The sequence below is a fragment of the Pseudomonas fluorescens genome (genome assembly GCF_001307275.1).
Taxonomy (GTDB): Bacteria; Pseudomonadota; Gammaproteobacteria; order Pseudomonadales; family Pseudomonadaceae; genus Aquipseudomonas; species Aquipseudomonas fluorescens_AA.
Genome location: NZ_CP012831.1, coordinates 208,071 through 226,761, shown reverse-complemented (window position 1 = coordinate 226,761; position 18,691 = coordinate 208,071). Strand labels below are relative to the sequence as shown.

The following is an 18,691-nucleotide window of genomic DNA, read 5'->3' as shown; positions in this document are numbered from 1 at the left end:
CCGTGCTTACGATCTACAACACGCTCACCAAGAGCAAAGAAGTCTTCAAGCCGCTGGATGGCAACAAGGTGCGCATGTACGTCTGCGGGATGACCGTGTACGACTACTGCCACCTCGGCCATGGTCGCAGCATGGTCGCCTTCGACCTGGTGACCCGCTGGCTGCGGTTCAGCGGTTATGACCTGACCTACGTGCGCAACATCACTGACATCGACGACAAGATCATCAACCGCGCCAATGAGAACGGCGAGTCGTTCGAAGCGTTGACCGAGCGCATGATCGCGGCGATGCACGAAGATGAAGCGCGCCTGAACATCAAGAAGCCGGACATGGAGCCGCGTGCCACCGACCATATTCCGGGCATGCATGCGATGATCCAGACCTTGATCGACAAGGGCTACGCCTACGCCCCGGGCAATGGTGACGTGTACTACCGCGTCGGCAAGTTCATGGGCTATGGCAAGCTGTCGCGCAAGAAGATCGAAGACCTGCGCATCGGCGCACGCATCGAAGTCGACGAGTCGAAGCAGGACCCGCTGGACTTCGTGCTGTGGAAGGCGGCCAAGCCGGGCGAGCCGAGTTGGGAATCGCCATGGGGCGCCGGGCGTCCGGGCTGGCACATCGAATGCTCGGTGATGTCCACCTGCTGCCTGGGCGAGACCTTCGACATTCATGGCGGCGGCAGCGACCTGGAATTCCCCCACCACGAAAACGAAATCGCCCAGAGCGAAGCGGCCACCGGCAAGACCTACGCCAACGCGTGGATGCATTGCGGCATGATCCGGATCAACGGCGAGAAGATGTCCAAGTCCTTGAACAACTTCTTCACCATCCGCGACGTGCTCGACAAGTATCACCCGGAAGTCGTGCGTTACCTGTTGGTGTCGAGCCACTATCGCAGCGCCATCAACTACTCGGAAGATAACCTCAAGGACGCCAAGGGTGCCCTGGAGCGTTTCTATCATGCGTTGAAGGGCCTGCCCGCCGTGCCGCCTGCCGGTGGCGAAGCGTTCGTGGCGCGTTTCACCGAAGTGATGAACGACGACTTCGGCACGCCGGAAGCCTGCGCGGTGCTGTTCGAGATGGTGCGTGAGATCAACCGCCTGCGTGAGAGCGATCTCAATGCCGCGGCTGGCCTGGCGGCCCGCCTGAAAGAACTGGCCAGCGTGCTGGGTGTGTTGCAGCTCGAAGCCGATGACTTCCTGCAGGCCGGTGCCGCAGGCCGTGTGGACGCCGCCGAGGTGGAGGCATTGATCCAGGCGCGCCTGGCTGCCCGGGCCAACAAGGATTGGGCCGAATCCGACCGCATCCGCGACCAGCTCACCGCCATGGGCGTGGTGCTGGAAGACGGGAAGGGCGGGACGACCTGGCGTCTGGCGGACTGAGTCCACCCGGGTCTATGTGGGAGCGGGCAAGCCCGCTCCCACAGGGCCGGTGGTGTTCATCCAATTGTGGGAGCGAGCTTGCTCGCGATAGCGTCGGATCAGTCAACGGTAATGTTGAATGAAAGATTGCCATCGCGGGCAAGCTCGCTCCCACAGTTTTTTGAGCGGTTCCAGGCATCGCATACATTGAAGATCCCACAATTTTTTTGTGCTCAGCCTGGCAATCATTCCTTCATGAGCTAGTACTGTCTGGTCGATTCGACGTTCCCACTGTCAGGAGTCTTCCATGTTGGCTCATTGGTCGCTTGCGGCAATTCATCTGCTGGCGTTCGCCCTCGGGTTTTGGGCGGTGCTGACGCGCGGCACGGCGCTACGGCGCCTGGCGGGCGGTGTGGACGCGGTGCGGGGTGTCTTGGTTGCAGACAACCTGTGGGGCCTGTCGGCCCTGGTGCTGTTGGTGACCGGGGGGATGCGCGCTTTCGGCGGGTACGAAAAAGGCACGGATTACTACCTGCATCAGCCGCTTTTTCACTTGAAGATGACGTTGCTGCTGCTGATTCTGCTGCTAGAGATCGTGCCGATGATCGCCTTGATCAAATGGCGGATGGCACTGGGCAAAGGGAGGGCGATCGATCCTTCGAAAGCCGGCCGACTTGCACGGATCAGCCACATCGAAGCCTTGTTACTGATCTTGATGGTCGTCGCCGCCACAGGCATGGCGCGCGGCGTTGGCTTGGGCTGACCGGCCGCGAACGCCTGCTTCGTCATCATTAAAACGAAACGTCTGACAGCCATGCCAAACGCCATGCCATTAGTATCGATTCACGGGCGGGGCGAAAGAAGGCGGGGTGGGGCAGGGTGCGGCGCAGTCGGCCAGAATCTTTAGCCAGCCATTGCGACGATGCAAACGGGCTGGCTGCGGACTGCTGCAATGTTCAGGGAGTTTGCGGCTTGTCAGGGGCGGTAAGGCCGGCCTGAATACGCTGATAGATCTCTTCACGATGCACCGCAACGTTTTTCGGGGCGTTGATGCCGATCCGTACTTGTTGGCCGCTAACGCCCAGAATGGTGATCGTGATGTCGTCACCAATATTTATGCTTTCACCGACTTTGCGGGTGAGTATCAGCATGGTGTTCTCCTTGATTGCTTTATAGGGCACCTGATTCAGACAGTGCAGATGTCGGTACTGCTTATAGATTAGTGCTAAGTGTCACAATGTGGGTGCCTCTTTCTGACGTGCAGATGCAGCATTAATTCCCAGGGTGCGACTATACAGAGACGCCGGGCAGGATTCTCGTGTTTTGAGCATTGTTTGCGGCGATCTTGAGAGGCACGGGTGCTAAAATCCATGCCTCATGTCTTCCAGGGGAAACGTTGTGCGTAAATTGGCTTGGGTTATCGCGGTATTGGTGCTGGCAGGATGCGGTGAAGGGCGTGACGTCGAAGCACCGAAGCCGAAACCCGCCGCCACCTCCGCACCGGCCGTCGCTGCCGCGCCGCAGTGGGCCGTCGAGGTTCGTGGCGAGACACCGCAGGCTGTCAGCGACCTGACCGGTTGGCTCATCGAGCACAGCTTCATGTCGAACGTAGTACGGGAGAACGGCAAGGAGCGCATCCTGGTCGGCCCTTTCAGCTCCGAGGCCGAAGCCCAAGCCAAGCAGGAGCAGGTCACGGCCGCCCTGGTCCGGGCGAAGAAGCGCAACATCGAGACGTTGGTGGTGGATTACCCGACGGCTCAGTAATCGGGCAGCCCAAAAAGTCAGCCAAGCCCCAAAACCTGTGGGAGCGAGCTTGCTCGCGATAGCGGTGGATCAGCCAACGTTGATGTTGACTGGCCTGTCCCTATCGCGAGCAAGCTCGCTCCCACAGTTGGTTTTGTGCTGTTCACAAATGCCAGGTCAACCGCAGGCCTTCATGTCCACCGGTCCCACGAACTCGTTCCCGCGTCCCATGACGCACGCCACGCTCTGGTTGCGCTGACGTTCCCAGCTTTCGACCGGGTAGGTCTTGTCCCAGGCTTCATACAGGCGCCGGTCCTGTTTCGACAGGCGCAGGCCATATTGCTTGCTCATGTAGAAATAGGTCCGGGCGATCATCCCCCGGATGGAAGGACGGGGCATGACCTTCTTGGCCTTGAAATCCACCTGGGTCAGGCATGAGCCGTATTGGCCCTTTTGCTCCGGCAGCCAGCCAAAACTGAAATTGCTGCGATCGCCATTCACTTCCCCGATGCTCGGCACCAGGTTGTGCAGGTCGGCCTCGGCCCGTTGATAGACTGGATCATAGCGGGTGCAGTTCTTGCGACCGCCTTCTTGCCAGCATTGACGCTGATGGCCGATCTGCCAGGCCGGGACAATATGCTCCCACTCGATGCGGGCAGCACGGCTGGCATTCTTGCGCGGTACGTAACCGCAGGCGGCCAGGTTCACGCGATTGCCGGTGTACTTACAGCCGCAGTAGAACTCGGTGGATTGCGGAGCATAGAGCTTCCAGGCGATTTTCTTGGCTTCGTTGAAGGTGCGCGGGGCGCCGGCCTGTGCGCCCATGGCGATGAACACAAGCAAAAAAGCTAAACAGCGAACACTCATCAGGCTCAATCTTCCTTCGGCACAACCCAGAAAACCTGCACACCACCATCGTCGCGATAGGCGAGGGTCACGTTGTCGTTCTCGTCGATTTCTTCCAGGAGGCGCTCCCACTCATCCACCGGCTCGTCGGGTAGGCGGAAGATCAGGGCGGCCTTGGCTTTTTGCGCGGTGGGGGCGTTGATGATTTTCGAGACCCGGAGGCCGAGTCGTGTATAGGAATCTAAGGGGGTGGTTGCAGCGGAGGGGGTGGCCACAGGATTATCCTTATTAAGCTGTACGGGCATACAGTATTTAACCGTAGGCATTTACGCAACTACTTAAAATTCAAGAAGATCGTCTGACAGCACTTTTTTCGTTTTGGTGTGGGAAAAAGGAATTTTTTATCGGCTGATGTACACGGGTGTTGCCGCTCAGGGTGACGAAGCTATCGACGGGTTTCAGTGGGCGCTCAAGAAACGGCTTCGGCGGGCGATGACCTTCGTAGGAATCCCCCTTCATGGAGTTTTGACATGTCGTTTTCCATCGGCTTTCCCAATGCGGCAGCGGTGACCATCGGCGGAAAATCCGCCGCCACCCTGAAGGCTTTGAGCGAGGCAGAAGACCAGGCCGCCGATGAGGCCCTGGGTACAACGCAAACCTCGGGCAAGGTCCGTACGGGCATGGGCGCTGGCGCTGAAGCAACCGACCAGGCGCAGGAGGGTGGCAGCACCCAGAGCGTGGCGGTCCAGGTGCTGCTCAAGCGGATGCAAGAGCTTCAGCAGCAGCTCAGGGAGCAGCAACAGCAACTGGCCGCTGCACAGGCGCGCGACTATGCCACGGAGGAAGCCAAGACTTCGGCGGTCATGGCAGTCCAGGGGCAGATCGCCGATACCAGTGGCGCTTTGCTGGAAGTCACCGGCCACCTGGTCACGGAGTTGTCCAAAGGCAGCGGTTCGGGTTCGGTGGTCAATACGACGGCCTGAGTTTCAACGTTGCGGGTCAAACCGCAACGTTGACAAATCTGCGAAGCCTTACCATAGTTCACTTCACGCAAACGTTTGCGCGGCGTTCCGTGCATTGATTTGCTCACAATAATCATAAGATCGGAGTGAACCCATGAAGTTGCCATTCGCTGGACGCCTTCTCGCTGTTGCCATGCTCGCGGCCGCATCCGCTGCGCTGCCTATCTCCTCGGCATTCGCCCAGACCGCAGAAAAGCCCAAGGTTGCCCTGGTTATGAAATCCCTGGCCAACGAATTCTTCCTGACCATGGAAGACGGCGCCAAGGCTTATCAGAAGGAACACTCCGCCGATTTCGACCTGATCTCCAACGGGATCAAGGATGAAACCGACACCGCCAACCAGATCCGCATCGTCGAGCAGATGATCGTGTCCAAGGTCGATGCCCTGATCATCGCGCCAGCGGACTCCAAGGCCATGGTGCCGGTGATCAAGAAAGCCGTGGATGCCGGCATCACGGTCATCAACATCGATAACCAACTCGATCCGGCCGTGGTCAAGAGCAAGAACATCAACGTACCGTTCGTAGGCCCTGACAACCGCAAGGGCGCGCGGCTGGTGGGCGAGTACCTGGCCAAGCAACTCAAGGCCGGTGACGAAGTCGGCATCATCGAAGGTGTCTCCACCACTACCAACGCCCAGGCACGCACCGCGGGCTTCAAGGATGCGATGGAGGCGGCGCAGGTCAAGGTCGTGTCCCTGCAATCCGGCGACTGGGAAATCAACAAGGGCAACCAGGTTGCCGCGTCGATGCTCAGCGAATACCCGAACATCAAGGCACTGCTGGCCGGCAACGACAGCATGGCGGTCGGTGCCGTATCGGCCGTGCGCGCGGCGGGCAAGGCCGGCAAAGTACAGGTGGTCGGCTACGACAACATCAATGCCATCAAGCCAATGCTCAAGGACGGTCGTGTCCTGGCGACTGCCGACCAGTTCGCCGCCAAGCAGGCCGTGTTCGGCATCGAAACAGCGCTGAAGATGCTCAAGGGCGAAAAAGTCGACAGCGGTACCAACGGCGTTATCGAAACTCCGGTCGAGCTGGTGACCAAGCCGTAATCCTGGCGCCACAACGGTGCTCGCCCATCCGGGCGAGCGCATTGGAGAGTTTGTTATGTCCGTTCGCGACCCGAACGCTGTCCTGTGCGTCAGCGGTATCGGCAAGACCTATGCCCAGCCGGTACTGACCGATATCAACCTGACGTTGATGCGCGGTGAAGTGCTGGCCCTGACCGGTGAAAATGGCGCCGGCAAAAGCACCCTGTCCAAGATCATCGGCGGGCTGGTGACGCCGACGACCGGGCAGATGCAGTTTCAGGGGCAGGATTATCGTCCTGGCAGCCGGACCCAGGCTGAAGAGCTGGGTGTGCGCATGGTGATGCAGGAACTCAACCTGCTGCCGACCCTGTCCGTGGCTGAAAACCTATTCCTCGACAACCTGCCCAGCCACGGCGGCTGGATCAGTCGCAAGCAATTGCGCAAGGCGGCCATCGAGGCCATGGCCCAGGTGGGGCTCGATGCGATCGATCCCGACACGCTGGTCGGCGAGCTGGGGATCGGTCACCAGCAGATGGTCGAGATCGCCCGCAACCTGATTGGCGATTGCCATGTGCTGATTCTCGATGAGCCGACCGCCATGCTGACGGCCCGCGAAGTCGAAATGCTCTTTGAGCAGATCACCCGCTTGCAGGCGCGTGGCGTGGCGATCATCTACATTTCCCATCGTCTCGAAGAACTGGCGCGGGTCGCCCAGCGCATTGCGGTACTGCGCGATGGCAACCTGGTCTGCGTCGAGCCGATGGCCAACTACGACAGCGAGCAACTGGTGACCCTGATGGTCGGCCGGGAGCTGGGCGAGCATATCGACCTTGGCCCTCGCCAGATCGGCGCGCCGGCGTTGACCGTTAAAGGCCTGACCCGTTCCGACAAGGTCCGCGACGTGTCCTTCGAAGTCCGCAGTGGCGAGATCTTCGGCATCTCTGGCCTGATCGGGGCAGGGCGCACCGAACTGTTGCGGCTGATCTTCGGTGCCGATCCGGCCGACAGCGGCACGGTGGCGCTGGGTTCGCCGGCCCGGGTGGTGAGCATTCGCTCGCCGTCCGATGCGGTGGCCCATGGCATCGCGTTGATCACCGAAGACCGCAAGGGCGAAGGCTTGCTGCTGACGCAGTCCATCGCCGCGAACATTGCCCTGGGTAACATGCCGGAGATTTCCAGTGCCGGCCTGGTCAACGGCAGCGCCGAACTGGCCTTGGCGCAGCGCCAGGTCGATGCCATGCGCATCCGCAGTTCCAGCCCGACCCAGTTGGTGTCCGAGCTGTCGGGCGGCAACCAGCAGAAGGTCGTGATCGGTCGTTGGCTTGAACGCGATTGCGCGGTCATGCTGTTCGACGAGCCGACCCGTGGCATCGACGTCGGCGCCAAATTCGACATTTATGCGCTGCTCGGCGAGCTGACTCGCCAGGGCAAGGCGCTGGTCGTGGTGTCCAGTGACCTGCGGGAACTGATGTTGATCTGCGACCGAATCGGCGTGCTGTCCGCCGGGCGCCTGATCGACACCTTCGAGCGCGACAGCTGGACCCAGGATGACTTGCTTGCCGCCGCATTCGCCGGCTACCAGAAACGTGATGCGTTGCTCAACGATGCAGCGCCTAGGGATTTTTCATGAAAACCGCATCTGCCGTCGGCAAATCGAGTGGCAACTTCTATGGCCTCGGGACCTACCTGGGCCTGGCCGGCGCACTGCTGGCCATGGTCGCGCTGTTCTCAACCCTGAGCAGCCATTTCCTGTCCTATGACACGTTCAGCACCTTGGCCAACCAGATTCCCGATCTGATGGTGCTGGCGGTCGGCATGACGTTCATCCTGATCATCGGCGGCATCGACCTGTCGGTGGGCTCGGTGCTGGCACTGGCGGCCTCGACGGTCAGCGTGGCCGTGCTCGGCTGGGGCTGGAGCGTCTGGCCGTCGGCCTTGCTCGGTATGGCCGTGGCGGCGCTGGCGGGTACGGTCACCGGTTCGATCACCGTTGCGTGGCGGATTCCATCGTTCATCGTCTCCCTCGGCGTGCTGGAAATGGCCCGGGGCCTGGCGTACCAGATGACCGGTTCCCGGACCGCCTACATCGGCGACTCGTTCGCCTGGCTGTCCAACCCCATCGCCTTTGGTATCTCGCCTTCGTTCATCATCGCCTTGCTGGTGATCTTCATTGCCCAGGCGGTGCTGACCCGCACAGTGTTCGGTCGCTACCTGATCGGCATCGGCACCAATGAAGAAGCCGTGCGCCTGGCCGGCATCAATCCAAAGCCCTACAAGATCCTGGTGTTCAGCCTGATGGGCTTGCTGGCCGGCGTGGCGGCGTTGTTCCAGATTTCCCGCCTGGAAGCCGCGGACCCGAACGCCGGCTCAGGGCTGGAACTGCAGGTGATCGCGGCGGTGGTCATCGGCGGTACCAGCCTGATGGGTGGGCGAGGCTCGGTCATCAGTACCTTCTTTGGCGTGTTGATCATCTCCGTGCTGGCGGCGGGTCTGGCGCAGATCGGCGCTACCGAGCCGACCAAGCGCATCATCACCGGTGCGGTGATCGTGGTGGCGGTCGTGCTCGATACCTATCGCAGTCAGCGCGCCAGTCGGCGGGGTTGAACCATGGCGACGATCAAGGATGTAGCAGCGCTCGCGGGGATTTCCTACACCACCGTGTCCCACGTGGTGAACAAGACGCGGCCGGTCAGCGAAGAAGTGCGGCTCAAGGTCGAGGCGGCCATCGAGCGCCTGGACTATGTGCCCAGCGCCGTGGCCCGGTCGCTCAAGGCCAAGACCACGGCGACCATCGGCCTGCTGGTGCCCAACAGCCTCAACCCTTACTTTGCCGAGTTGGCCCGGGGCATCGAGGATTACTGTGAGCGCAACGGCTATTGCGTGATCCTGTGCAACTCCGACGACAACCCGGACAAGCAACGCAGCTACCTGCGGGTGCTGCTGGAAAAACGCATCGATGGCCTGATCTTCGCGTCCGCCGGAGGCGATGTCGGCCTGGCCGAGGGCCTGGCCAGCGTGCGCACGCCCATGGTGATCGTCGACCGCGGGCTCGAGGGCGTCGACGCGGACCTGGTGCGCATCGATCATGAATACGGCGCCTACCTGGCGACCCGGCACCTGCTGGAGTTGGGTCACCACGACATCGCCTTCATCGGCGGCCCGGCCGATACCAGCGTGGCGCAGATGCGCCTGGCCGGTTACTGCCGGGCGCTGAAAGAGGCCGGGATCGAGCTGCCCGTCGAGCGTATGCTCGAAAGCGATTTCACCAGTACCGGCGGTTACCGCGCCGCTGCGCAACTGCTTGAACAGCGGCCGCCCAGCGCGATCTTCGCGGCCAACGACATGATCGGCATCGGTGTGCTGCGCGCCGCGGCTGAACGCAATGTGCGCGTGCCCAGCGAACTGTCGGTCATCGGTTTCGATGACATCCAGATGAGCCGCTATGTCTACCCGGCGTTGACCACGGTGGGGCAGTCGATCCTGCAGCTCGGGGAGATGGCGGCCGAAGTGCTGCTGCGGCGTATCGCTACGCCGGGCCTTGCCACCGACCAGCGGATCGTGACGCCGAGTATTGTCTTGCGAGAGTCGACTGCACCGCTGTCCGGTACATTCGCCCAATACCGCTGAACCGAATTGATGAGTAGTGATGTATGCCAGCAAAAGTAGTGGTGATAGGCAGTCTGAACATGGACCTGGTGACCCGGGCGCCGCGCTTGCCCCGTGGCGGTGAAACACTGATCGGCGAGTCGTTCGCCACCATTCCGGGTGGCAAGGGCGCCAACCAGGCGGTAGCCGCCGCGCGCCTGGGGGCGCAGGTGTCGATGGTCGGTTGCGTGGGCGACGATGCCTATGGCGAGCAATTGCGCGGCGCATTGCTGGCCGAGGGCATCGACTGCCAGGCGGTCCGCGTGGAGCAGGGCTCCAGTGGCGTGGCGCTGATTGTCGTCGACGACAACAGCCAGAATGCGATCGTTATCGTCGCCGGTGCCAACGGTGCGCTCACCGCCGAGGTCCTGGACGGTGTCGATGACGTGCTGCAAAGCGCCGATGTCATCATCTGCCAGCTCGAAGTGCCGGATGCCACCGTCGGCCATGCCCTCAAGCGCGGGCGGGCGTTGGGCAAAATCGTCATCCTCAACCCAGCGCCGGCTTCCCATGCGTTGCCCGCCGACTGGTATGCCTGCATCGACTACTTGATTCCCAATGAAAGCGAAGCCGCGGTGCTGAGCGGGCTGGCGGTGGATTCCCTGGAAACCGCAGAGGCCGCCGCAGCGCATTTGATCGCCGCCGGTGCCGGCAAGGTGATCGTCACCCTGGGGGCCCAGGGGCTGATGTTCGCCAACGGCGCCAGCTTCGAGCATTTCCCGGCCCCGCGGGTCAAGGCCGTGGATACCACGGCCGCCGGGGATACCTTTGTCGGCGGCTTCGCGGCAGCCTTGGCCTGCGGCAAAAGCGAGGTCGATGCGATTCGTTTCGGCCAGGTCGCCGCCGCGCTGTCGGTCACCCGCGCCGGCGCGCAACCTTCAATCCCCACGTTGCTGGAAGTACAGGCTTTCAAATCATGAAAAAGACGCCGTTATTGAATGTGGCACTGTCCCGACTGATCGCTTCCCTCGGCCATGGCGACAAGGTGGTCATCGGGGATGCCGGCCTGCCCGTGCCGCCCCAGGTCGAATTGATCGACCTGGCCCTGACCCATGGCATTCCTGACTTCGTCAGCACCTTGAAGGTGGTGCTCAGCGAAATGCAGGTGGAAAGCCATGTCCTGGCCGAGGAAATCCTCGACAAACAGCCGTTGGCCCTGGCAACCCTAGAGACGCTGAATGCCGAGGGGGCGTTGGGTGAGCGGGCGTTGGTCAGCCATGAGCAATTCAAGGTCATCAGCCGACAGGCACGGGCGATCATTCGCACAGGCGAATGCTCGCCGTACTGCAATATCGTGCTGGTCGCTGGAGTGACGTTCTAACCCTGTTCTACCCTGCACAAGGAGTGCGCCATGCACCGCTATGCTGAGAAAATGCATCAACTGATCCGGAGTCTGCTGCTTTTGTCATTGATCACTGCAACGAGCGCCCAGGCGGCGGAAAAGATCGACCTGATCATCGACACCGACCCAGGCGCCGACGACGTGGTGGCGCTGCTGTTCGCCCTGGCGTCGCCCGAGGAGCTGCATATCCGTGCGCTGACCACCGTCGCCGGCAATGTGCGCCTGGACAAGACCTCGCGCAACGCTCGCCTGGCCCGTGAATGGGCGGGGCGCGAAGACGTGCCGGTCTACGCCGGTGCGCCGAAACCCTTGATGCGCACGCCCATCTACGCAGAAAACATCCATGGCAAGGAAGGCCTGTCGGGTGTCACGGTGCACGAGCCGAAGAAGGGGCTCGCCGAAGGCAATGCCGTCAACTACCTGATCGACACGCTGAAGGCGGCCAAGCCCCACAGCATCACCATTGCCATGCTGGGGCCGCAGACCAACCTGGCGCTGGCGTTGGTCCAGGAACCGGACATTGTCCAGGGCATCAAGGAAGTGGTGATCATGGGCGGTGCGCACTTCAACGGCGGCAATATCACCCCGGTGGCCGAGTTCAATCTGTTCGCCGATCCGCAGGCGGCCGAGGTGGTGGCCAAGAGCAGCGTGAAGCTGACCTACCTGCCATTGGACGTGACCCACAAGATTCTCACCAGCGAGGCGCGCCTGAAGCAGATCGCGGCGCTGAACAACAATGCCAGCAAGCTGGTGGGCGATATCCTCAACGAATACGTCAAGGGCGACATGGAGCACTACGGCATGACGGGCGGGCCGGTGCATGATGCGACCGTGATTGCCTACCTGCTCAAGCCGCAATTGTTCACTGGCCGTTCGGTCAATGTCGTGGTGGACAGTCGCGAGGGCCCGACGTTCGGGCAGACCATCGTCGACTGGTACGATGGCCTGAAAGCGCCGAAGAACGCGTTCTGGGTGGAAAACGGCGATGCCCAGGGGTTCTTTGACTTGCTGACCGAGCGCCTGGCGCGCCTGAAGTAATCTGCCTGGCTTATAGCGCCCCCAGGCTGGACCTGCGGGCGCGTGCCTCAATCCACGGTGTCGACGATGCTCGGGTAGCGCTCGAATGTCTGCTGGATGAAGTTGCGGGCGACTTCTATCCCCAACTCTTTCACCAACAACTCTATGCAGATGATTGCCAGTTCCTCCGGGCTTCCGGGGCTATAGGAGCTGTGGCCCTCCGACCATTTGGCATTGATGGTGGCTTCGATACTGACGGTGCTCATGGTCGGGCTCGCGAGTTGGAGGTCTGTAGGCTGAGTTAAACATTTTTGCCCGGGATTTGGCACTGCGACTTAGGCATTGGGGGAGGGCTGTGCGACACTTGTTCCTTTATTTTTCAAAGGAGCTTCGCCGTGCAGATAGATTTGAACGCTCCTGATGGCCTGACCGTCGAGGCGGTTCGTCAATTGCTGGCCTCGGCCAGTGACGACGAGCATACCCAGCTGCGCGTGACCAAGGACGGCATCGCCTATTTGTCCTCGGGTGTGGTCGGTGGCGTTGACATCGAGGGTTTGCGGTTTCGGCTCGAAACTTGGGCGAAGGGTTCGGGGTACGTCGGTCGGGTCGCTGCCAGCGACGAGGTCTGGGTCATGCAGATCTACAACGCGCTGAAGGACAACTGGCCCAATCCGCCCTTCGATTACATTGATGTTTATTGAGCCGCGTTCATATCCAGTCACGATTCAGGCCTGAACAGCGGGAACGGGCTCAGGCAAACTGCCAGCTTTCCCCAGGCTGATGCCTGCGGTGTTGAAACCAAGCGCCGTTTGGGCTGTCGCACGTTTTCTGTTTATTCATCGAAAAAAGGAGGCTTCATGCCTTGGAAGCTCGCGTCATTGAGTACTTTGCTGGCCGCCATGTTCTTGAGCGGTTGCAGCAGCACCTCTGAATCGACCCCCGAACCTGTGGCGGCCGAGACCGGTCACAGCCGCTGCGAAGCAAAGGCCGCCGAGTTCGCGATTGGCAAGAAGGCCTCGCCACAGTTGCTGGAGCAGGCCCGTACCCGTGCCGGCGCGCAGAATGCCCGGATCCTCAAGCCCAACGACATGGTCACGCTCGAGTACCGCTCCGATCGCCTGAACCTCAATACCGATGCCAACCTGGTGATCAACCGGGTGAACTGTGGCTGATTGATGGTTTTCAATCGCCCATAAAAAACCCCGTCACATGGACGGGGTTTTTTTGTGCGCCGAGAAATTACTCTGGGCGAACCTGTGCAGCTTGCATACCCTTTTGGCCTTTCTCAGCCACGAAGGAAACGGTCTGGCCTTCTTTCAGGCTTTTGAAACCGTCGCTTTCGATAGCTTTGAAGTGTACGAACAGGTCGTCACCGCCACCTTGAGGAGTGATGAAGCCGAAGCCTTTTTCATCGTTGAACCATTTAACGGTGCCGGTTTGGCGATTAGACATGGTGTATCTCCAAGAAACATATATTTTCAGTGTACTGTGCTGCTCAGGCCAACTGGGCACACCCGGGTATCATAGTCGAAATGTTCGATTTGGGAGCCCCCCGCAGGCGTTGTTTGCCAATCAGTCGTGTTTACTTTATCGCCTTTACCCGCTGAAAGGCCCGGTTTTAAAGGCTTTGAGCCGAAAGTAAAGACGATAAAAAAAGCTGTAAAACCTGCATAAATAGTACGAAAAAGCGCTTTTTTTGGCCTTTTACCAGCCCCGGGCGGCATCAAAGGCTCCAGTTATTCACTTTTTCGCAGGCGCATTGGCCTTGCATTTGGCGATCTCGCCGAGGGCTTTTTGCTGCAATTGGGGGGTGGCCTTGTTGTCCATCAGCGCCTGGATATCACTCGCCGGGTAGGACTTGATGGCGTCGGCGCCACAGGCGCAGTGGGATTTCGCCGCCGCCGCGCCAATCTGCGGGGTAGCGGCCTGGGTGCACTGGGCCATGTATTTATCCCGCTCGCCCTTCGGCCAGTCGGCGTGGGCACTCAACGGCAGCAGCAGAACAATGGGGGCGACTACGGCGAACAGGGTATTGAGACGCATGCGGGGATGCTCCTTGTGGGTCGATGTTCTGTGATTCGAGGGCTCTAGGGCCGATCAAGTTCAGCACTCTGGCATAAAAGCAGACGATTTGCCTTCCTGCGACAGCCTTGTGCATCGACGACCGTTCATCTGTGCTAGCATGCCGGGCTCGGCTATTTCCAGGCTGTGGATGCTCGTTCGTCCCGGTGGCAAAGAGTCCGAATAACCCTGATTTGAATCCCAGTCACTCTGGTTCGGTTTTCCCGGTTGGCCGCAAGGCTCCTGCCGCTGTAAGGCAGGCGTTCGTCATTGAATGGCCTGGACTGGATCTTGTACTGGCTCATCCCAACCCACGTGACCTTTGGTAGGGGTCACCACTAGGAGAGGAGGCGCCATGCCAACTATTACTCTTCCCGACGGCAGTCAACGTTCGTTCGATCACCCGGTTTCCGTAGCCGAGGTCGCCGCATCCATCGGCGCGGGCCTGGCCAAGGCCACCCTGGCCGGCAAGGTCAACGGCAAACTGGTCGACGCCAGCGACGTCATCGACAGCGACGCCACGCTGCAAATCATCACGCCCAAGGATGAAGAGGGGCTGGAGATCATTCGCCACTCCTGCGCGCACTTGGTTGGCCACGCGGTCAAGCAACTGTACCCGAGCGCGAAGATGGTCATCGGGCCGGTCATCGACGAAGGCTTCTATTACGACATCGCCTTCGAGCGTCCTTTCACGCCGGACGACATGGCCGCCATCGAACAGCGGATGCAGCAGCTGATCGAGAAAGATTACGACGTCATCAAGAAAGTCACCCCGCGCGCCGAAGTCATCGAGGTTTTCAAGGCCCGTGGCGAGGACTACAAGCTGCGTCTGGTGGAAGACATGCCGGACGAGCAGGCCATGGGCCTGTACTACCACGAAGAATACGTCGACATGTGCCGCGGTCCGCACGTGCCGAACACGCGTTTCCTCAAGTCCTTCAAGCTGACCAAGCTGTCCGGCGCCTACTGGCGTGGCGATGCGAAGAACGAGCAGTTGCAGCGCGTCTACGGCACTGCCTGGGCGGACAAGAAGCAGCTGGCGGCCTACATCCAGCGCATCGAAGAAGCCGAAAAGCGCGATCACCGCAAGATCGGCAAGCGCCTGGGCCTGTTCCATACCCAGGAAGAGTCCCCGGGCATGGTGTTCTGGCACCCGAACGGCTGGACCCTGTACCAGGTGCTCGAGCAGTACATGCGCCAGGTCCAGCGTGAGAACGGCTACCTGGAGATCAAGACGCCACAAGTGGTCGACCGCAGCCTGTGGGAGAAATCCGGGCACTGGGCCAACTACGCCGACAACATGTTCACCACCCAGTCGGAAAACCGCGACTACGCCATCAAGCCGATGAACTGCCCGTGCCACGTGCAGGTGTTCAACCAGGGCCTGAAAAGCTACCGCGAGCTGCCGATGCGCCTGGCCGAGTTCGGTGCCTGCCACCGCAACGAGCCGTCGGGTGCGCTGCACGGCATCATGCGCGTGCGTGCATTTACCCAGGACGATGCCCACATCTTCTGCACCGAAGAGCAGATGCAGGCCGAATCCGCTGCTTTCATCAAGCTGACCATGGACGTCTACCGGGACTTCGGCTTCACCGAAGTCGAGATGAAGCTGTCCACTCGTCCGGAAAAACGCGTCGGCTCCGACGAGCTGTGGGATCGCGCCGAAGCGGCCCTGGCCGCCGCCCTCGATAGCGCGGGCCTTGCGTATGACCTGCAGCCGGGCGAGGGGGCCTTCTACGGTCCGAAGATCGAGTTCTCGCTGAAAGATTGCCTCGGTCGCGTCTGGCAGTGTGGTACCCTGCAGCTCGATTTTAACCTGCCGATCCGTCTGGGCGCCGAATACGTGTCCGAAGACAACAGCCGCAAGCACCCGGTCATGCTTCACCGCGCGATCCTCGGTTCGTTCGAGCGTTTCGTCGGGATTCTGATCGAACACTACGAGGGCGCGTTCCCTGCGTGGCTGGCGCCGACCCAGGCAGTGATCATGAATATCACTGATAAACAGGCAGATTTTGCCGCTGAAGTCGAAAAAACTCTCAACCAAAGCGGATTTCGTGCCAAGTCCGACTTGAGAAATGAAAAGATCGGCTTTAAAATCCGCGAGCATACTTTGCTCAAGGTTCCCTTTCTCTTGGTTATTGGAGATCGGGAGGTCGAGATGCAGACTGTCGCTGTGCGTACTCGTGAAGGTGCTGACCTGGGCTCGATGCCCGTCGCCGAATTCGCTGAGTTCCTCGCGCAAGCGGTTTCCCGGCGTGGTCGCCCAGATTTGGAGTAATTATTATTAAGCGTGAAATGAGACAAGATAAACGAGCTGCACCGAAAGCCCCGATCAACGAGAATATCTCGGCACGCGAGGTTCGGTTAATTGGCGCTGACGGCGAGCAGATTGGCATCGTCTCGATTGATGAAGCGCTTCGTATTGCTGAAGAAGCAAAGCTTGATCTGGTAGAAATTTCCGCGGACGCAGTCCCACCGGTTTGCCGGGTGATGGACTACGGCAAGTCGATCTTCGAGAAGAAGAAGCAGATTGCCGCGGCGAAGAAAAACCAGAAGCAGATTCAGGTAAAAGAAATCAAGTTTCGTCCAGGGACGGAGGAAGGGGATTACCAGGTAAAACTGCGCAACCTGGTACGTTTCCTGAGTGATGGGGACAGGGCCAAGGTATCCTTGCGATTCCGCGGCCGTGAGATGGCCCACCAGGAGCTGGGGATGGAACTCCTCAAGCGGGTTGAACAAGACCTGCTCGAGTACGGTTCGGTCGAACAGCATCCTAAGATGGAAGGACGCCAGCTGATCATGGTCATCGCCCCGAAAAAGAAGAAGTAATCACCAGGGCACGGCAGGCCTTGCGATTATGTTTATCAACTGAATGCGGAGTATCCGAACATGCCAAAGATGAAAACCAAAAGTGGTGCTGCTAAGCGGTTTCTGAAAACTGCTAACGGTATCAAGCACAAGCACGCTTTCAAGAGCCACATCCTGACCAAAATGTCGACCAAGCGTAAGCGTCAACTGCGCGGTAGCAGCTTGCTGCATCCGTCTGACGTGGCAAAAGTCGAGCGCATGCTGCGCCTTCGTTAATTTTTGGATCAAGAATAGAGGAAGTAACTCATGGCTCGTGTAAAGCGTGGCGTCATTGCCCGTAAGCGTCACAAAAAAATTCTGAAACTTGCTAAAGGCTACTACGGCGCGCGCTCCCGCGTATTCCGTGTTGCCAAGCAAGCGGTAATCAAGGCAGGCCAATACGCCTACCGTGACCGTCGTCAGAAAAAACGTCAGTTCCGCGCTCTGTGGATCGCTCGTATCAACGCTGGTGCTCGTGTTAACGGTCTGTCCTACAGCCGTTTCATCGCTGGCCTGAAAAAAGCGTCCATCGAGATCGACCGTAAGGTTCTGGCTGATCTGGCAGTGAACGAAAAAGCGGCGTTTGCTGCGATTGTCGAGAAAGCTAAAGCCACCTTGGCTTAAGTACCCCCGGCAGTCACCCGGGCCCACCTCTGTGGACCCAGGTGTCAAACGTCATAAATAGGGGAAGAGCCTTAAAGCTCTTCCCCTATTTTGTATCTGGAGTCTGTACATGGAAAACCTGGACGCGCTGGTCGCTCAAGCACTAGAGGCTGTGCAAAGCGCTGAAGATATCAATGCCCTGGAGCAAATCCGGGTTCACTACCTTGGCAAGAAGGGCGAGTTGACTCAGGTGATGAAGACCCTGGGGAACCTGCCAGCCGAAGAGCGTCCGCAGGTCGGTGCGCTGATCAACGTTGCCAAGGAGCGTGTCACAGAAGTCCTCAATGCGCGCAAGGCGTTGTTCGAGGAGGCGGATCTGGCTGCCAAGCTCGCCGCCGAGTCCATCGACGTGACCCTGCCTGGCCGTGGCCAGACTTCCGGTGGCTTGCATCCGGTGACCCGGACCCTGGAACGCATCGAGCAGTTCTTCACCCACATCGGCTACGGCATTGCCGAAGGCCCTGAGGTCGAAGACGACTACCACAACTTCGAGGCACTCAACATCCCAGGCCATCACCCGGCCCGGTCGATGCATGACACCTTCTATTTCAATGCGAACATGCTGTTGCGCACCCATACCTCGCCGGTACAGGTCCGCACCATGGAATCGCAGCAGCCGCCGATCCGCATCGTCTGCCCAGGCCGTGTGTACCGCAGCGACTCCGATATCACCCACTCGCCGATGTTCCACCAGGTCGAAGGCCTGCTGGTTGATCGCGACATCAATTTCGCCGACCTGAAAGGCACGATCGAAGAGTTCCTGCGGGTGTTCTTCGAAAAAGAACTGGCGGTGCGTTTCCGCCCTTCGTACTTCCCGTTCACCGAGCCCTCCGCTGAAGTCGACATGGAATGCGTGATGTGCAGCGGCAAAGGCTGCCGCGTCTGCAAGCAGACTGGCTGGCTGGAAGTCATGGGCTGCGGCATGGTTCACCCGAACGTGCTGCGTATGTCCGGGATCGATCCGGAAGAATTCTCGGGCTTTGCTTTCGGCATGGGCGTCGAGCGCCTGGCCATGCTGCGTTACGGTGTGAATGACTTGCGCCTGTTCTTCGACAACGACTTGCGGTTCCTTGCGCAGTTTCGCTAGGTCGCAGCCGGTAACGAATCT

The 18,691-nt window shown here is 59.9% G+C and carries 25 protein-coding genes; 18 read left to right on the top strand and 7 right to left on the bottom strand.

The genetic code is table 11. The features are described 5' to 3' along the window. The first annotated feature begins 2 nt into the window (after positions 1–2). Complete coding sequence (gene cysS / locus AO356_RS01005) at positions 3–1,385, top strand: cysteine--tRNA ligase (RefSeq protein WP_060738191.1); 1,383 nt, start codon at positions 3–5, stop codon at positions 1,383–1,385. A 286-nt stretch (positions 1,386–1,671) separates the two neighbouring features. Beyond that, a complete protein-coding gene (locus AO356_RS01000) occupies positions 1,672–2,127 on the top strand; it encodes a DUF2214 family protein (protein ID WP_060738190.1) in 456 nt (151 codons plus the stop codon). A 193-nt stretch (positions 2,128–2,320) separates the two neighbouring features. On the opposite strand, the gene csrA is transcribed toward AO356_RS01000, so the two are convergent. After that, positions 2,321–2,515, bottom strand: a complete 195-nt coding sequence (csrA, locus tag AO356_RS00995; RefSeq protein WP_003179932.1) for a carbon storage regulator CsrA — start codon at positions 2,513–2,515, stop codon at positions 2,321–2,323. Positions 2,516–2,762: 247 nt separating this feature from the next. Between csrA and AO356_RS00990 the strand changes: the two genes are divergently transcribed. Further along, positions 2,763–3,128 carry a hypothetical protein gene (locus AO356_RS00990; RefSeq protein ID WP_060738189.1) on the top strand — a complete coding sequence of 122 codons (366 nt, stop codon included), beginning with the start codon at positions 2,763–2,765 and terminating at the stop codon, positions 3,126–3,128. 156 nt (positions 3,129–3,284) lie between these two features. Here AO356_RS00990 and AO356_RS00985 read toward each other — a convergent pair whose 3' ends face one another. Both AO356_RS00985 and AO356_RS00980 read right to left on the bottom strand, forming a co-directional pair. After that, entirely contained in the window at positions 3,285–3,974 is a 690-nt protein-coding gene (locus AO356_RS00985) for an endonuclease (RefSeq protein ID WP_060738188.1), read from the bottom strand. A gap of 5 nt (positions 3,975–3,979) precedes the next feature. After that, the gene (locus AO356_RS00980; protein WP_053121397.1) at positions 3,980–4,279 is read right to left on the bottom strand and encodes a DUF1654 domain-containing protein; all 300 of its coding nucleotides are present in this window, start codon (positions 4,277–4,279) and stop codon (positions 3,980–3,982) included. 204 nt (positions 4,280–4,483) lie between these two features. Between AO356_RS00980 and AO356_RS00975 the strand changes: the two genes are divergently transcribed. The 8 genes from AO356_RS00975 (at position 4,484) to AO356_RS00940 (ending at position 12,033) form a co-directional block, all read left to right on the top strand. Further along, on the top strand, positions 4,484–4,936 hold the full coding sequence (locus tag AO356_RS00975) for a hypothetical protein (protein WP_060738187.1): 453 nt from the start codon (positions 4,484–4,486) through the stop codon (positions 4,934–4,936). Between the two features lie 133 nt (positions 4,937–5,069). Continuing rightward, entirely contained in the window at positions 5,070–6,029 is a 960-nt protein-coding gene (locus tag AO356_RS00970) for a sugar ABC transporter substrate-binding protein (RefSeq protein ID WP_060738186.1), read from the top strand. Between the two features lie 55 nt (positions 6,030–6,084). Beyond that, positions 6,085–7,638 carry a sugar ABC transporter ATP-binding protein gene (locus AO356_RS00965; protein WP_060738185.1) on the top strand — a complete coding sequence of 518 codons (1,554 nt, stop codon included), beginning with the start codon at positions 6,085–6,087 and terminating at the stop codon, positions 7,636–7,638. Continuing rightward, positions 7,635–8,612, top strand: a complete 978-nt coding sequence (locus AO356_RS00960; protein WP_060738184.1) for an ABC transporter permease — start codon at positions 7,635–7,637, stop codon at positions 8,610–8,612. Before AO356_RS00965 ends, AO356_RS00960 begins: the two co-directional genes overlap by 4 nt. Positions 8,613–8,615: 3 nt before the next feature. Continuing rightward, entirely contained in the window at positions 8,616–9,635 is a 1,020-nt protein-coding gene (locus AO356_RS00955; RefSeq protein WP_060738183.1) for a LacI family DNA-binding transcriptional regulator, read from the top strand. A 23-nt stretch (positions 9,636–9,658) separates the two neighbouring features. Next, positions 9,659–10,573, top strand: a complete 915-nt coding sequence (gene rbsK / locus AO356_RS00950; RefSeq protein ID WP_060738182.1) for a ribokinase — start codon at positions 9,659–9,661, stop codon at positions 10,571–10,573. Then, positions 10,570–10,974 carry a D-ribose pyranase gene (gene rbsD / locus AO356_RS00945; protein ID WP_060738181.1) on the top strand — a complete coding sequence of 135 codons (405 nt, stop codon included), beginning with the start codon at positions 10,570–10,572 and terminating at the stop codon, positions 10,972–10,974. Before rbsK ends, rbsD begins: the two co-directional genes overlap by 4 nt. A 30-nt stretch (positions 10,975–11,004) precedes the next feature. Further along, positions 11,005–12,033 carry a nucleoside hydrolase gene (locus AO356_RS00940; protein WP_060738180.1) on the top strand — a complete coding sequence of 343 codons (1,029 nt, stop codon included), beginning with the start codon at positions 11,005–11,007 and terminating at the stop codon, positions 12,031–12,033. Between the two features lie 47 nt (positions 12,034–12,080). Here the strand turns inward: AO356_RS00940 and AO356_RS00935 are convergent, their stop codons facing one another. Next, positions 12,081–12,278, bottom strand: coding sequence for a hypothetical protein (locus AO356_RS00935; RefSeq protein WP_060738179.1), 198 nt, complete (start codon positions 12,276–12,278; stop codon positions 12,081–12,083). 129 nt (positions 12,279–12,407) lie between these two features. Between AO356_RS00935 and AO356_RS00930 the strand changes: the two genes are divergently transcribed. Together AO356_RS00930 and AO356_RS00925 are read left to right on the top strand one after the other, a co-directional pair. Further along, entirely contained in the window at positions 12,408–12,713 is a 306-nt protein-coding gene (locus AO356_RS00930; RefSeq protein WP_060738178.1) for a hypothetical protein, read from the top strand. A gap of 156 nt (positions 12,714–12,869) precedes the next feature. After that, on the top strand, positions 12,870–13,184 hold the full coding sequence (locus AO356_RS00925) for an I78 family peptidase inhibitor (protein WP_060738177.1): 315 nt from the start codon (positions 12,870–12,872) through the stop codon (positions 13,182–13,184). Positions 13,185–13,251: 67 nt separating this feature from the next. On the opposite strand, the gene AO356_RS00920 is transcribed toward AO356_RS00925, so the two are convergent. From AO356_RS00920 to AO356_RS00915, 3 genes are read right to left on the bottom strand one after another with little or no spacing between them, the layout of a single operon-like run. Further along, entirely contained in the window at positions 13,252–13,464 is a 213-nt protein-coding gene (locus AO356_RS00920) for a cold-shock protein (RefSeq protein WP_003179963.1), read from the bottom strand. Between the two features lie 26 nt (positions 13,465–13,490). Next, a complete protein-coding gene (locus AO356_RS32495) occupies positions 13,491–13,736 on the bottom strand; it encodes a hypothetical protein (protein WP_152032404.1) in 246 nt (81 codons plus the stop codon). A gap of 16 nt (positions 13,737–13,752) precedes the next feature. Beyond that, entirely contained in the window at positions 13,753–14,055 is a 303-nt protein-coding gene (locus tag AO356_RS00915; protein WP_060738176.1) for a hypothetical protein, read from the bottom strand. A gap of 373 nt (positions 14,056–14,428) precedes the next feature. On the opposite strand from AO356_RS00915, the gene thrS reads away from it, so the two are divergent. The 5 genes from thrS (at position 14,429) to pheS (ending at position 18,670) form a co-directional block, all read left to right on the top strand. Next, positions 14,429–16,351 (top strand): threonine--tRNA ligase, encoded by a 1,923-nt coding sequence (gene thrS / locus AO356_RS00910; RefSeq protein ID WP_014337550.1) that lies wholly within the window; start codon positions 14,429–14,431, stop codon positions 16,349–16,351. Further along, on the top strand, positions 16,351–16,902 hold the full coding sequence (gene infC / locus AO356_RS00905) for a translation initiation factor IF-3 (RefSeq protein ID WP_169432615.1): 552 nt from the start codon (positions 16,351–16,353) through the stop codon (positions 16,900–16,902). Before thrS ends, infC begins: the two co-directional genes overlap by 1 nt. Before the next feature lie 60 nt (positions 16,903–16,962). Continuing rightward, positions 16,963–17,157 (top strand): 50S ribosomal protein L35, encoded by a 195-nt coding sequence (rpmI, locus tag AO356_RS00900; RefSeq protein WP_002553160.1) that lies wholly within the window; start codon positions 16,963–16,965, stop codon positions 17,155–17,157. Positions 17,158–17,187: 30 nt separating this feature from the next. Then, positions 17,188–17,544: a 50S ribosomal protein L20 gene (gene rplT / locus AO356_RS00895; RefSeq protein ID WP_002553161.1), complete on the top strand. Its 357-nt coding sequence runs from the start codon at positions 17,188–17,190 to the stop codon at positions 17,542–17,544. Between the two features lie 109 nt (positions 17,545–17,653). Further along, positions 17,654–18,670 carry a phenylalanine--tRNA ligase subunit alpha gene (gene pheS, locus AO356_RS00890; protein WP_003203624.1) on the top strand — a complete coding sequence of 339 codons (1,017 nt, stop codon included), beginning with the start codon at positions 17,654–17,656 and terminating at the stop codon, positions 18,668–18,670. Positions 18,671–18,691: the final 21 nt, after the last annotated feature.